The sequence below is a fragment of the Phyllobacterium sp. 21LDTY02-6 genome (assembly GCF_023554255.2).
In the GTDB taxonomy this organism is placed as follows: domain Bacteria; phylum Pseudomonadota; class Alphaproteobacteria; order Rhizobiales; family Rhizobiaceae; genus Phyllobacterium.
In genome coordinates, this window is record NZ_JAMJWD020000002.1 from 899,536 (window position 1) to 913,521 (window position 13,986).

11 protein-coding genes are annotated in these 13,986 nt (G+C 62.3%); 9 read left to right on the plus strand and 2 right to left on the minus strand.

Annotation, left to right across the window (positions count from 1 at the left end; genetic code table 11):
• The first annotated feature begins 23 nt into the window (after positions 1–23).
• From ftsH to M8997_RS10755, 8 genes are all read left to right on the plus strand, one after another.
• Positions 24–1,955 (plus strand): ATP-dependent zinc metalloprotease FtsH, encoded by a 1,932-nt coding sequence (ftsH, locus tag M8997_RS10720; protein WP_250020084.1) that lies wholly within the window; start codon positions 24–26, stop codon positions 1,953–1,955.
• 175 nt (positions 1,956–2,130) lie between these two features.
• Positions 2,131–3,474 (plus strand): phosphoglucosamine mutase, encoded by a 1,344-nt coding sequence (gene glmM, locus M8997_RS10725; protein WP_250020083.1) that lies wholly within the window; start codon positions 2,131–2,133, stop codon positions 3,472–3,474.
• Between the two features lie 221 nt (positions 3,475–3,695).
• Entirely contained in the window at positions 3,696–4,466 is a 771-nt protein-coding gene (locus M8997_RS10730; protein ID WP_250020082.1) for an outer membrane protein, read from the plus strand.
• Positions 4,467–4,649: 183 nt separating this feature from the next.
• The gene (locus M8997_RS10735) at positions 4,650–5,828 is read left to right on the plus strand and encodes a phosphoserine transaminase (RefSeq protein ID WP_250020081.1); all 1,179 of its coding nucleotides are present in this window, start codon (positions 4,650–4,652) and stop codon (positions 5,826–5,828) included.
• Between the two features lie 67 nt (positions 5,829–5,895).
• Complete coding sequence (serA, locus tag M8997_RS10740; protein ID WP_250020080.1) at positions 5,896–7,491, plus strand: phosphoglycerate dehydrogenase; 1,596 nt, start codon at positions 5,896–5,898, stop codon at positions 7,489–7,491.
• Positions 7,492–7,502: 11 nt separating this feature from the next.
• Positions 7,503–8,018 carry a GNAT family N-acetyltransferase gene (locus M8997_RS10745; RefSeq protein WP_250020079.1) on the plus strand — a complete coding sequence of 172 codons (516 nt, stop codon included), beginning with the start codon at positions 7,503–7,505 and terminating at the stop codon, positions 8,016–8,018.
• 177 nt (positions 8,019–8,195) lie between these two features.
• Positions 8,196–9,488, plus strand: coding sequence for an adenylosuccinate synthase (locus tag M8997_RS10750; protein ID WP_250020078.1), 1,293 nt, complete (start codon positions 8,196–8,198; stop codon positions 9,486–9,488).
• Positions 9,489–9,543: 55 nt separating this feature from the next.
• Positions 9,544–11,289, plus strand: coding sequence for a hypothetical protein (locus tag M8997_RS10755; RefSeq protein ID WP_250020077.1), 1,746 nt, complete (start codon positions 9,544–9,546; stop codon positions 11,287–11,289).
• A gap of 85 nt (positions 11,290–11,374) precedes the next feature.
• Here M8997_RS10755 and rpoH read toward each other — a convergent pair whose 3' ends face one another.
• Both rpoH and M8997_RS10765 read right to left on the minus strand, forming a co-directional pair.
• Positions 11,375–12,286 carry an RNA polymerase sigma factor RpoH gene (gene rpoH, locus M8997_RS10760; protein WP_250020076.1) on the minus strand — a complete coding sequence of 304 codons (912 nt, stop codon included), beginning with the start codon at positions 12,284–12,286 and terminating at the stop codon, positions 11,375–11,377.
• A 230-nt stretch (positions 12,287–12,516) separates the two neighbouring features.
• Positions 12,517–13,521, minus strand: a complete 1,005-nt coding sequence (locus tag M8997_RS10765) for an RluA family pseudouridine synthase (protein WP_250020075.1) — start codon at positions 13,519–13,521, stop codon at positions 12,517–12,519.
• A 54-nt stretch (positions 13,522–13,575) separates the two neighbouring features.
• Between M8997_RS10765 and M8997_RS10770 the strand changes: the two genes are divergently transcribed.
• The gene (locus M8997_RS10770; protein ID WP_250020074.1) at positions 13,576–13,971 is read left to right on the plus strand and encodes a fimbrial protein; all 396 of its coding nucleotides are present in this window, start codon (positions 13,576–13,578) and stop codon (positions 13,969–13,971) included.
• Positions 13,972–13,986 lie beyond the last annotated feature (15 nt).

Sequence of the window (13,986 nt, forward strand, 5' to 3'; positions counted from 1 at the left end):
GGTTGCAATTGATGGGACCCGATATGAATCCTAACTACAGGAACTTCGCGCTGTGGGCGATTATCGCCTTGCTCCTGATCGCGTTGTTCAACCTATTCCAGAGCCCCACATCGCGTTCGGGATCGAGCGATGTTCCCTATTCCCAGTTCATCAGCGATGTGAACAGCGGGCGCGTCAAATCGGTAACGATCTCGGGCAACCGCATTACAGGCGTATATTCCGACAGCAATGCCAGCTTCCAGACCTATTCGCCGGGCGATGCCGGGCTTGTGGGCCGCCTCGAAAGCAAGAATGTACAGATCGCCGCACGGCCTGAATCCGATGGTTCGACCTCGCTGGTCGGAATGCTGATTTCCTGGCTGCCGATGATCCTCATCCTTGGCGTCTGGATATTCTTCATGCGCCAGATGCAGGGTGGTTCGCGCGGCGCCATGGGGTTCGGAAAATCCAAGGCGAAGCTCCTGACCGAGGCCCATGGCCGCGTGACGTTCCAGGACGTGGCCGGTGTTGACGAGGCCAAGGAAGACCTTGAGGAAATCGTCGAGTTCCTGCGCGATGCGCAGAAGTTCCAGCGGCTCGGCGGGCGGATTCCGCGCGGCGTGCTGCTCGTCGGCCCTCCCGGTACCGGTAAGACGCTGCTTGCCCGCGCCATCGCCGGCGAGGCCAATGTGCCCTTCTTCACCATCTCCGGCTCGGACTTCGTCGAAATGTTCGTCGGCGTCGGCGCATCGCGCGTCCGCGACATGTTCGAACAGGCGAAGAAGAACGCGCCATGTATCATCTTCATCGACGAGATCGACGCCGTCGGCCGCCATCGCGGCGCCGGACTTGGCGGCGGCAATGATGAACGCGAGCAGACGCTGAACCAGCTGCTGGTCGAGATGGACGGCTTCGAAGCCAATGAGGGCGTGATCCTGATCGCCGCCACCAACCGTCCCGACGTTCTCGATCCCGCGCTGCTGCGCCCGGGCCGCTTCGACCGCCAGGTCGTCGTGCCGAACCCGGACGTTTCCGGCCGCGAGAAGATCCTGAAGGTCCATGCGCGCAACGTGCCGCTGGCGCCCAATGTCGATCTGAAGGTGCTTGCCCGCGGCACGCCCGGCTTCTCCGGCGCCGACCTGATGAACCTCGTCAACGAAGCCGCCTTGATGGCCGCGCGACGCAACAAGCGCCTCGTCACCATGCTGGAATTCGAGGACGCCAAGGACAAGATCATGATGGGCGCCGAGCGGCGATCCACGGCCATGACGCAGGCGGAAAAGGAACTCACCGCCTATCATGAGGCCGGACATGCCATTGTCGCGCTGAATGTCGAGGCGGCCGATCCGCTGCACAAGGCGACGATCATCCCGCGCGGCCGTGCCCTCGGCATGGTCATGCAGCTGCCCGAAGCCGACCGCTATTCGATGAGCTACAAATGGATGATTTCCCGCCTCGCCATCATGATGGGCGGGCGTATCGCCGAGGAGCTGAAATTCGGCAAGGAGAACATCACCTCCGGCGCGTCTTCCGACATCGAGCAGGCGACGAAACTGGCCCGCGCCATGGTCACCCGCTGGGGCTTTTCCGACAAGCTCGGCCAGGTCGCCTATGGCGAGAACCAGGAGGAAGTATTCCTCGGCCACTCGGTCGCACGGACCCAGAACGTCTCGGAAGAGACCGCCCAGCTCATCGATGCCGAGGTGCGCAAGCTCATCGACGATGCCTATTCGCATGCGCGCAGCATCCTGACCAAGAAGAAGAAGGAATGGATCGCCATTGCCGAGGGGCTGCTCGAATACGAGACGCTGACCGGCGAGGAGATCAAGGCGCTGATGGCCGGCGACAAGCCTGCGCGCGATCTCGGCGACGATACGCCGCCTTCGCGGGGCTCCGCCGTGCCGAAGGCGGGGGCGAAGAAGCCGCGCAAGGGTGACGAGCCCGACAAGGGTTTCGAGCCTCAGCCGCAATCCTGAGCTTGAATACATAGATAAAATGGCCGGTCATTTCCGGCCATTTTGTACTAATTGTTCACCTCTTGCTTTTAGTATATTAGCAACACAATTTGTGAAATGCGGCATGACCGGCCTTCTGCCATAAGCAGAACAGACTTGATTGGGACGGTCCTCGCCCCGTAACTGGACCTTCAATATGGCGCGCAAATATTTCGGCACAGATGGAATCCGCGGCAGAGCGAATTCCTATCCCATGACCCCCGATATCGCGATGAAAGTCGGCATGGCCGTCGGCCTCGCCTTCAAGCGAGGCGATTATCGCAATCGCGTGGTGATCGGCAAGGATACGCGGCTTTCCGGCTACATGATCGAAAACGCGCTGGTCGCGGGCTTCACTTCGACGGGCATGGACGTATTCCTGCTCGGCCCGATCCCCACTCCGGCCGTCGCCATGCTGTGCCGCTCGCTGCGTGCCGATATCGGCGTGATGATCTCGGCCTCGCACAATCCTTTCAGCGACAATGGCATCAAGCTCTTCGGCCCGGACGGCTTCAAGCTTTCCGATGAGATCGAGCTCGATATCGAGCGGCTGATGGATGAGGATCTGGGCGACCGGCTATCCGGTTCCGAGGCGCTCGGCCGCGCCAAACGCGTCGATGGCGACATTTATCGCTATATCGAGTTCGCCAAGCGCACCATGCCGAAGAACATCTCGCTGAGCGGCCTGCGCATCGTTGTCGATTGCGCCAACGGCGCCGCCTACAAGGTGGCTCCCGCGGCGCTCTGGGAACTCGGCGCCGAAGTCGTCACCATCAATAACGAGCCGAACGGCACCAATATCAACGAGGATTGCGGCTCCACCCATCCGCTCGGCCTCATCAAGAAGGTGCATGAGGTGCGGGCCGATATCGGCATCGCGCTGGACGGCGATGCGGACCGCGTGCTCATCGTCGACGAGAATGGCGCCGTGATCGACGGCGACCAGCTCATGGCGGTCATCGCGCAGTCTTGGCAGGAATCGGACCGCCTCGTCGGCGGCGGCGTGGTGGCGACGATCATGTCCAATCTCGGCTTCGAGCGGTTCCTCGGCGATCGCGGCCTGACGCTGGCGCGCACCCAGGTGGGCGACCGCTACGTGGTCGAACACATGCGCAATCATGGCTTCAATGTCGGCGGCGAACAATCCGGCCATATCGTGCTTTCCGATTTCTCGACGACGGGCGACGGCCTGGTTTCGGCGCTGCAGATCCTTGCCGTCGTGCAGGAGCAGGGACGGCCGGTGAGCGAAGTTTGCCGCAAGTTCGACGCCGTGCCGCAACTGTTGAAGAACGTGCGTACGACCGGCAAGAAGCCGCTGGAGAACAAGCAGGTGAAGAGCGCCATCGACGAGGCGCGCAACAGGCTGGGCAATACCGGCCGCCTGGTCATCCGCCCCTCCGGCACCGAGCCGCTCATCAGGGTCATGGCCGAAGGCGACGACCGCAAGCTGGTCGAAACCGTCGTCAACGACATCATCTCGGTCATTTCATCGGCGGCTTGATCGGCCCTGCCGACGAGAACATGCAAGGAGCCCCTCGCGGGGCTCTTTTTGTTTGGCTTGTCCTGAATAGCGCCAGGTTGCGCCACCATGCGGGCAATTTCCTTAACGGATATGGTGAACAAACACGGTTAAGCGGGATTTAACTTTTTTCCTCGATAGTCGGCTGCAATCACCGGCTGCATCGCGTGCACCGGTCCATGGGCCTGACGAGGGAAACGGAAATGACGATCCTGACTAAATACAATGTACTGGCGGCCTTGGGCGCCTGTCTCCTTTCCGCTCCGGCCCTCGCGGCGGACATTCAGGAGGCGCCCGTCGTCGAGGTCCAGCAATTCGGCGGCTGGTATCTGCGCGGCGATATCGGCATGAGCAACCAGCGTCTCGACAAGCTCGACTATTCCGGCTTCGACGCGCCGGAAATCTTCGGCTGGCACAATGATGGCGATTTCGATGCCGGCATCACCGGCCAGATCGGCGTCGGCTACCAGTTCAATGACTGGCTGCGTGCGGACGTCACGGCGCAGTATCGCGGCAAGACCGAATTCAGCGCGCTCGACTATTATTCGAACCCGAGCAATCCGGCGTTCGGATCGGGCACCAATGAATACAGCGCCAAGAAGTCCGAATGGCTGTTCCTCGCCAATGCCTATGCCGATCTCGGCACCTATGCCGGCATCACGCCCTATATCGGCGCGGGTATCGGCGCCTCGCGCAATACGATCTCCGAATTCAGGGACGTCAACGTCCTCAATGCCGGCGGTGGCTATGCGGGCAGCAATTCCGAATGGAACCTTGCCTGGGCGCTTCATGCCGGTGTCGGCATCCAGGCCACCGAGCGGATGACCATCGATCTCGGCTACAGCTATGTCGATCTGGGCGATGCCAAGACGGGCACGTTCTACAATGACAATGGCTCGACGCGCGGCGAGCAGGTGACGTTCAAGGATATCACCTCGCATGATTTCAAGCTGGGCGTGCGCTACGCCTTCTAGGCCGGTCGCACAGGCTTTATTTGGATGGCGGGTCCCACGGGATCCGCCATTTTTCATGGGCGGCAGGGAAATCGTGTCGCCGCGGAACATATTTCTTGACTGTCAGCGACATTTCTCCTAATTCCCGCAGCGGGCCACCTTTCCCCAACGAAAGGCGTGCTATCTGAGAGGATAGGAGAAAACATGACGACGCTTTCGAAGCCGGCATTGCGCCCGGCCAATCCCAATTTTTCATCTGGCCCCTGCGCCAAACGTCCCGGCTGGTCGCTCGAAGCGCTTGCCGATGCGCCCCTCGGCCGCTCCCACCGCGCCAAGGTCGGCAAGGCAAAGCTCAAGCAAGCCATTGATCTGACACGTGAAGTTCTGCAGGTTCCGGCGGATTACCGCATCGGGATCGTTCCGGCTTCGGATACCGGCGCCGTCGAGATGGCGCTGTGGTCGCTGCTTGGCGAACGTGGTGTCGACATGGTCGCCTGGGAAAGCTTCGGCGCCGGCTGGGTGACGGATGTCGTCAAGCAGCTCAAGCTGGCCGACACGCGGCTGATCGAGGCCGGCTATGGCGAATTGCCGGACCTTTCCTCCATCGATTTCGACCGCGACGTGGTCTTCACCTGGAACGGAACGACTTCCGGCGTGCGCGTGCCCGATGGCGATTTCATCCCGGCCGACCGCAAAGGCCTGACGATCTGCGACGCGACGTCGGCGGCCTTTGCGCAACGTCTCGACTTCGACAAGCTCGATGTCGTCACTTATTCCTGGCAGAAGGTGCTCGGGGGCGAGGGCGCCCATGGCATGCTCATCCTCAGCCCGCGCGCGGTAGAGCGCCTGCTCACCTACAAGCCGGCCTGGCCCTTGCCGAAAATCTTCCGCCTGACATCGGGCGGCAAGCTGATCGAAGGCATCTTTGCCGGCGAGACCATCAATACGCCGTCGATGCTCTGCGTCGAGGATTATCTGGACGCGCTCAACTGGGCCAAGTCCATCGGCGGCCTCGACGGGCTTGTCGCCCGGGCAGAGGCGAATTTCGCCGTGCTCGACGATTTCGTCGCGAAATCGACCTGGGCCGCCAATCTCGCCCGCGTGCCGGAGACCCGGTCCAACACGTCGGTGTGCCTGACGATCGCCGATCCCGAGATCGTCGCGCTCGATGCCGAGGCACAGGCCGGTTTCGCCAAGAACCTGGTCGCCCTGCTCGAGAAAGAGGGCGTCGCCTATGATATCGGCGCCTATCGCGACGCGCCTTCGGGCCTGCGCATCTGGGCCGGCGCCACGGTGGAGGCCTCCGATCTCGAGGCGTTGACGCTTTGGCTCGAATGGGCATTCCAGACGCAAAAAGCGGCGCTGCGGCAAGCGGCTGCCTGACCAGGCGTGGCGGCAATGGCCGCCACCGACAAATCATCCCTTTCGATTTTCATGAATGGAGGCCTTCATGGCACCGCGCGTACTCGTATCGGACAAACTTTCGCCCACTGCCGTGCAGATTTTCAAGGATCGCGGCGTCGAGGTCGATTACCTGCCGGATCTCGGCAAGGACAAGGAGAAACTGCTCGAGGTCATCGGGCAATATGACGGATTGGCCATCCGCTCGGCCACCAAGGTCACGGAGAAGCTCATCGCCGCCGCGAAGAACCTCAAGGTGATCGGCCGCGCCGGCATCGGCGTCGACAATGTGGACATTCCCGCTGCATCGCGCCGCGGCATCATCGTCATGAACACGCCTTTCGGCAATTCCATCACCACGGCCGAACATGCCATCGCGCTGATGTTCGCCGTTGCCCGGGAACTGCCGGAAGCCGATGCTTCGACGCGCGCCGGCAAGTGGGAGAAGAACCGCTTCATGGGTGTCGAGATCACCGGCAAGACGCTGGGCGTCATCGGCTGCGGCAATATCGGCTCCATCGTCGCTACCCGCGGCGTCGGCCTCAAGATGCATGTGGTGGCGTTCGATCCCTTCCTTTCCGATCATCGCGCCGAGGAGCTCGGCGTCGAAAAGGTCGAGCTCGACGAACTCCTTGCCCGTGCCGATTTCATCAGCCTGCACACGCCGATGACCGACAAGACGCGCGGCATCATCAATGCCGAAGCCCTTGCCAAGATGAAGGACGGCGTGCGGATCATCAATTGCGCGCGTGGCGGCCTGATCGTCGAGAAGGACCTCGTGGCGGCACTGAAGTCGGGCAAGGTCGCCGGCGCCGGCATCGACGTGTTCGAGGTCGAGCCCGCGACGGAAAACGAGCTTTTCCATCTGCCCAACGTGGTCTGCACGCCGCATCTCGGCGCATCGACCAGCGAGGCGCAGGAGAATGTCGCCCTGCAGGTTGCCGAGCAGATGTCGGACTACCTCATCAAGGGCGCCGTCTCCAATGCCATCAACATGCCTTCGATCACGGCGGAAGAGGCGCCCCGCCTCAAGCCTTTCGTCAAGCTCGCGGAAGTTCTCGGCGCATTCGTCGGCCAGGTCACGGAAGAGCCCATCGAGGAAGTCGAGGTCCTGTTCGACGGTTCGACGGCGGGCATGAACACCAGGGCACTGGTCAGCGCGGCGCTTGCCGGACTGATCCGGCCGCAGGTGGCGGACGTCAACATGGTGTCGGCGCCGATCATGGTGAAGGAGCGCGGCATCATCCTCTCCGAAGTGCGGCGCGACAAGTCGGGCGTGTTCGACGGCTATATCAAGCTCACGGTCAAGTCCGCTTCCCTGACGCGGGCCATAGCCGGCACCTGCTTCTCGGATGGCAAGCCGCGCTTCATCCAGATCAAGGGCATCAACCTCGATGCGGAAGTCGGGCAGCACATGCTCTATACGACCAATAATGATACGCCGGGCATGATCGGCCTGCTTGGCACCATCTGCGGCAAGAACAATGTGAACATCGCAAACTTCGCGCTCGGCCGCGATCATCCGGGCGGCAATGCCATTGCCATGCTCTATCTCGACGAGCGCATCCCCGATCACGTCCTCGAGGAATTGCGGGTCAACAAGGTCATCGTTTCGGCAAAGCCGCTGGAATTCGACGTCGCCTGACGGAGAGGGTGATGTCGGCGGATAGCAATGCACTCCATTGGCGGAGGATGGCGGCGGGTGATCTCGCCGCCGTCAGCCGCATGGCCGCCATCATCCATACCGGCTTCTTCGAGGAAGACGCGATCTACAGCGAGCGCCTCGAACTCTATCCCGAAGGCTGCCATCTGCTGCAGGCGGCGTCGGGCGAGGCGCTCGGCTATGCCATAACCCATCCCTGGCGCCTCTATTCCATGCCGGCGCTCAACAGCATGCTGGAGCGGCTGCCGACGACGCCGAGCACCTATTACCTGCACGACATCGCCCTGATGCCGGCGGCGCGCGGCACCGGCGCGGCGGGCAGGATCGTTTCGCTCCTGGCGGCTCATGCCGGCGAGCAGGGGTTCGATACGATGTCGCTGGTGGCGGTCAATAATTCGGCCGGCTTCTGGCAGAAGCACGGCTTCGAGATCGACGACCGGCCCGAGCTCGAAGCGAAGCTCAGGACCTATTCGGACGATGCCCGGTTCATGCTGCGGCGGCTTCGCTGACGCTTCGGCGGCTCAGTTGCGCGACCATTCGCGGCCCATGCCTCCGGATCATGGTTTTGCTTAACAATTTCCCCCCGAACTCAAAGAATGGTCGCACTTTTCCAATCCAGCCTGTATAGAAGCACCGCATTTACCGAAAAAATGCGCGATAAGAGGATGTGGCTCGAGGAGTTTTGAATGGCTAATGTGGTTGTGATCGGCTCGCAGTGGGGCGATGAGGGCAAGGGCAAGATCGTCGACTGGCTTTCCGAGCGCGCCGATGTGATCGTTCGCTTCCAGGGCGGTCATAATGCCGGCCATACTCTGGTCGTCGACGGCGTCACCTACAAGCTCTCGCTGCTTCCCTCCGGCGTCGTGCGCCAGGGCAAGCTTTCGATCATCGGCAATGGCGTCGTATTCGATCCGCATGCGTTCATCGCCGAGAAAAGCCGCCTTGAGGCGCAGGGGGTGAAGGTCACGCCCGAAACGCTGAAAATCGCCGAGAACACCACGCTTATCCTGTCGATCCATGGCGAGCTCGACCGCCGCCGCGAGGCCTCCAATTCGGGCACGAAGATCGGCACGACCGGCCGCGGCATCGGCCCGGCCTATGAGGACAAGGTCGGCCGCCGCGCCATCCATGTGCTCGATCTGGCGGACCCCGAAACATTGCCCTCCAAGATCGAAAGGCTGCTTGCGCACCACAATCCCCTGCGCCGCGGCCTCGGCATAGAAGAAGTCGATGCGGCGAAGCTGCTTGCGGAACTCAACGAGGCGGCGCCGCACATCCTGCCCTTCATGGACCGCGTCTGGTATGTTCTCGACCAGAAGAAGCGGGCGGGCGAACGCATCCTGTTCGAGGGCGCGCAGGGCACGCTGCTCGACATAGACCATGGGACATATCCCTTCGTCACCTCGTCGAACACCGTTGCCGGCCAGGCCTCCGCCGGCTCGGGCATCGGCCCGGGTTCGCTGCATTACGTGCTCGGCATCACCAAGGCCTATACCACGCGCGTCGGCGAAGGGCCGTTCCCGACGGAGCAGGACAACGAGGTCGGGCAGTTCCTCGGCGAGCGCGGCCATGAATTCGGCACGGTCACCGGCCGCAAGCGCCGCTGTGGCTGGTTCGATGCGGTGCTGGTGCGCCAGGCCGTCGCCAATAATGGCATCAGCGGCATTGCGCTGACAAAGCTCGATGTGCTGGACGGATTGAAGGAGATCAAGGTCTGCACCGGATATGAGCTCGATGGCGAGACCATCGATTATCTTCCGGCGGGCCAGGGCCAGCAGGCGCGGGTGAAACCCATCTACACCACCATGGAAGGTTGGGAAGGCACCACTGCCGGCGCGCGCAGCTGGAGCGAATTGCCGGCGCAGGCCGTCAAATATGTCCGCTATGTCGAGGAACTGATCGGTGCGCCGATCGCGCTGCTTTCGACCAGTCCGGAGCGGGACGATACGATACTTGTTACTGACCCGTTTCATGATTAGACTCGGGCGCGAGAATTACGAAGCAATCTCGCAGTAAAACCATAGGTTTGGGTGAATGGCCGATTTCGTTGCAGTATTGAGAAAGACAATTGACGGTCTCGCGGATCCTACGCCGGAGCTCCGGCAACGCGTATATGCCAAGGCTCGTGCAACGATTGAGCAGAAACTGGTCGCCCTCAATGCGTCCGAAGCGGTGGCTGCGCGGCAGACGCAGGCGCTGGACGATGCAATCGCCGAAGTCGAATCGAGCTTCGCACCGCCGCCGCCGGCGGCCGCCGCTCCCGAACCGGTCGAACCACCACCCGCACCCGCCGAGTCCCAACAGGGCCCCCAACCCGAGCCTCAACCCGAAACGGTAGCGTCCCAACCCCAGCCCCGGCCACTGCCGCCGACGCCCGTCGCTCCGCCGTCTTTCGTGGCACCCGCACCGTCTTCCGTGCCCGAGCCGGCTCCTTCGTCGGAAATGTCGGAGCTGCTGCGGGCGGAGAAGGGCGAGACAGGCTATGAGTTCGATCGCGAGGACGTGCCCGTAGAGGCTGCGCCGACCAGTTACGCGCCGTCCAACTACACGCCGGTGCAGTCGCAGCCGGACGCGCTGGAGGATTTTCTTACCGGCCAGCGTCAGGCGGACAAGCGTGACGAACCGCAGGAAGACCAGCCCGTTTCGACGGGACCGCAGTGGCAGGACGATCTTGCCGACCACCGCGTGGAGGGCGAACCAGCCATCGCCGCTGATGGTGAAGACCGCAGCGACTACGGCGTTTATACGCGCAAACCACTCAAGCATCCGACGCAGCGCCGTTCGCTGACGCCGATCATCGCCGCCGCCGTCGTGCTGATAGCATTGGCCGGCCTGGGCTATGCCGGCTATGTCTGGCGCGATTCGCTCGTCGAGCGTGCGGGCGCGGCCAAGGATTATCTCGCCAGCCTCACTTCGTCGAGCGACGAGGGCGGGCAGCAGCCACCGGCAGCGCCCGCCGAACAGCAGGCCAGCCAGGAGCCGCAGCCGGCAACGCCGGGGCAGCCTGCGCCGACGAACGAGGCTTCGCCCGCGCCGGCAACGCCCGAGCCGCAGGCCGAGCCGAAATTGACGCAGCGCCTGCTGCCGGATGGGCAGGAGGTCGATCCCGGCCGGGCCAATGACACGCCGTCGCTCGGCGAGGGCACGTCCGTAGCGACCTCGACGCCGGACCAGCCTGCCGCGCCGAACGAGCCGAACGCACAGGCACCGGCGGCATTGCCGATCGGCCAGAAGGCATTTTTCTACGAGGAGCGCTCGGGACAGGATGCGGGCACTGCCGAATCGGGCGGTGTCGTCTGGTCGGTCGTCCAGGAATCGCCGGGCAATGATCTGCCGCCGGAACCGGCCATCAAGGCGGAAGTCACGGTGCCGGAGCGTGGCATCAACCTGCGCATGATCATTCGCCGCAATGGCGACAAGACCCTGCCGGCCAGCCATCTGATCGAGATGATCTTCACCGTGCCCGAAGGCTTTGCCGGCGGCGCGATCGAAACCGTGTCGCGGATGACCTTCAAGGATACCGAACAGGCGCCGGGAAGCCCGCTCGTCGCCATTCCGGCAAAGATCGCCGACAATTTCTTCATCATCGCGATGAACGACGCAAAGACCGCGATCGACACCAACATGTCGCTGATGCGCCGGCAATCCTGGATCGACATCCCCATCGCCTACAAGACCGGCCGCCGTGCCCTGATCACGCTGGAGAAGGGCCTGCCGGGTGAAAAAGCCTTCGAGGAAGTGCTGCGATCCTGGGCCGCCAAATCTGCCGGCACACAATAATCTGCCGGCACACAATAGTCGGCGGGAATAGATAACAAAAAGGCCGCATCCGCGGCCTTTTCTTCATCATTCGAATTTCCGGTTCCTAGCGGGCGTCGGCCCCCGTGCTGACGAGAGCCTTCTGCTGCTTCAGCGCGGCCGCCTTGACCGCGTCCTGCACCTTCTCGAACGCCCTGACCTCGATCTGGCGCACGCGCTCGCGGCTGATGCCGAACTCGGTCGAAAGGTCCTCGAGCGTCACCGGATCGTCCGACAGGCGCCGCGCCTGGAAGATGCGGCGTTCGCGGTCGTTCAGCGATGACATTGCGCCGGTCAGCATCTCGCGGCGGTTTTCGAGTTCGTCCTGCTCGATCAGCATGGTCTCGGCGCTGTCATGGTCGTCCACGAGCCAATCCTGCCAATCGCCGCCCGCTTCGCCATCCGACGAGCGGATGGGAGCATTGAGCGAGGCATCGCCGGACAGGCGGCGGTTCATCGAGATGACCTCGTCCTCCGAAACGCTCAGGCGCGTCGCGATTTCCTTGACCTGCTCAGGGTTCAGATCGCCGTCGTCCAGCGCCTGGATCTTGCTCTTGACCTTGCGCAGGTTGAAGAACAGGCGTTTCTGGTTGGCGGTCGTACCCATCTTGACCAGGCTCCAGGAGCGCAGCACATATTCCTGGATCGAAGCCTTGATCCACCACATTGCATAGGTCGCCAGACGGAAACCACGCTCCGGTTCGAAGCGCTTGACCGCCTGCATCAGGCCGACATTGCCCTCGGAGATCACTTCGCCGATCGGCAGGCCATAGCCGCGATAGCCCATGGCGATCTTGGCGACGAGCCGCAGATGGCTTGTCACCAGCTTGTGTGCCGCCTTGGCGTCGGTATGTTCCAGATACCGCTTGGCGAGCATGTACTCTTCCTGCGGTTCCAGCATGGGAAACTTACGGATTTCTTCCAGGTAGCGGGTAAGTCCACCGTCACCACTCAGGATAGTCGGAAGATTTTGGGCCACTTAGCACCCCTCCTCATTTAGAATATGAACCTCCATTTTCGGCAGGTTCGCAGCGTCTGCCCGCCCAGGAACTGGCGCGGACACTCTGATGCTATGCATATATAGGTAGTATTTTGGCAAAAACACGGTGCATTGCGTCGCGAAACAAACCGTCACATGAATGTGAACGACGCGCTCATGTTTGCATTTATTCTCGTGAACGGCCAAAGGGCCGAAAAGTTCCCGCCAGATCAGGAAAAATGCGTGCGGAACGCTGCCAGAAGCTCTGCCATGTCTTTCGGCGGCGGCGCCTCGAATTCCATGATCTCGCCGGTCGTCGGATGTTCGAAGACGAGGAGGCGCGCGTGCAGCGCCTGGCGGGCAAAGCCTTTCACCAAAGTCTGCAGCGGCTCGCCGAGCTTGTTCGCCTTGGTCTTGAACGCGCTGCCATAATCATGATCGCCGACCAGCGGGTGGCCGATATGCGCCATGTGCACGCGGATCTGGTGCGTCCGTCCGGTCTCCAGCCGGCATTCCACCAATGAGGCGAAGGCGGTGGCATCTTCCCTGGCGCCATAGCGTTCGAGAACTTCGAAATGCGTCACCGCATGGCGGGCATCGTCCCGTTCCTCGTGCACGATGGCCTGCTTGGTGCGATCCTTGTGCGAACGGCCCAGTGGCGCATCGATCGTGCCGGTCGCGCGGTCGGGAGCGCCCCAGACGAGGGCGAGATAGGCGCGTTCGAGATCGCCGGTGCGGCCATGATCGGCGAATTGCGCGCTGAGATGGCGGTGGGCATTGTCGTTCTTCGCCACGACGATGACGCCGCTGGTATCCTTGTCGAGGCGGTGGACGATGCCCGGCCGCTTGACGCCGCCTATGCCCGAAAGCGTATCGCCGCAATGGTGGATCAGCGCATTGACGAGCGTGCCTGTCCAATTGCCATTGCCCGGATGCACGACGAGGCCGGCGGGCTTGTCGATGACGATCAGGTCATTGTCCTCGAACAGGATGTCGAGCGGGATTTCCTCGCCCTTGGGCTCGGCTTCCGCCGGCTCCGGGATGACAATGGCGACCTCATTGCCTTCGCGAAGCTTGTGCTTCGTCTCGAGCGTGGTGCGGCCGTCGACCTGGACCTGGCCATCGGCTATGAGAGCTTGTATGCGATTGCGCGAAAGATCCGGCGCAAGCTGCGCGGTGAGCCAGGCATCCAGCCGCTTGCCAGTCGCTTCCGTATCGGCAATTAAGACTTTCAAAAAACCGGTCCCTTCGTTACAGAGGCCTCGACTGAAACCTCGGAGATGCCTTGCATGGCGAATATCAGCCCAGATATGGATGGCGAAGAACAGCCGCTGGACCCGACCATGGAGCGGGTGCGCCGCAAGATGATCCGCCTTCTGGCTGTTTCCATCGGCATCATGGTCGTTGGTCTTATGGCTGTGCTCGCCGCCATTGTCTACAAGATAAACCAGCCGATCGGCGAGGTGGCGAGGCCTGCAGCGCCGGCGGTCCCTGGCCAGCCGCTCGGCGACGCGCTGGCTGGCGAGGCGATCACGCTCGATCCCGGCACGCGCATCCTGTCGCACAATCTTTCCGGCGGGCAGCTTTCGCTGGAAACGCGCCTCGTCGACGGTACGCGGCAGATCCTGATCTATGACATCGCCACCAAGCGGGTGGTCGCAAGGATCGGCGAGGCCATCAACTAGCGTCGAGCCCGGAGG

What these genes read in the sequence shown, in the direction of transcription:
- M8997_RS10755 (WP_250020077.1), top strand. Translation starts at nt 9,544, where the DNA reads ATGGCCGATTTCGTTGCAGTATTGAGAAAGACAATTGACGGTCTCGCG.
- M8997_RS10730 (WP_250020082.1), top strand. Translation starts at nt 3,696, where the DNA reads ATGACGATCCTGACTAAATACAATGTACTGGCGGCCTTGGGCGCCTGT.
- serA (WP_250020080.1), top strand. Translation starts at nt 5,896, where the DNA reads ATGGCACCGCGCGTACTCGTATCGGACAAACTTTCGCCCACTGCCGTG.
- M8997_RS10750 (WP_250020078.1), top strand. Translation starts at nt 8,196, where the DNA reads ATGGCTAATGTGGTTGTGATCGGCTCGCAGTGGGGCGATGAGGGCAAG.
- M8997_RS10735 (WP_250020081.1), top strand. Translation starts at nt 4,650, where the DNA reads ATGACGACGCTTTCGAAGCCGGCATTGCGCCCGGCCAATCCCAATTTT.
- glmM (WP_250020083.1), top strand. Translation starts at nt 2,131, where the DNA reads ATGGCGCGCAAATATTTCGGCACAGATGGAATCCGCGGCAGAGCGAAT.
- M8997_RS10745 (WP_250020079.1), top strand. Translation starts at nt 7,503, where the DNA reads ATGTCGGCGGATAGCAATGCACTCCATTGGCGGAGGATGGCGGCGGGT.
- M8997_RS10770 (WP_250020074.1), top strand. Translation starts at nt 13,576, where the DNA reads ATGGCGAATATCAGCCCAGATATGGATGGCGAAGAACAGCCGCTGGAC.
- ftsH (WP_250020084.1), top strand. Translation starts at nt 24, where the DNA reads ATGAATCCTAACTACAGGAACTTCGCGCTGTGGGCGATTATCGCCTTG.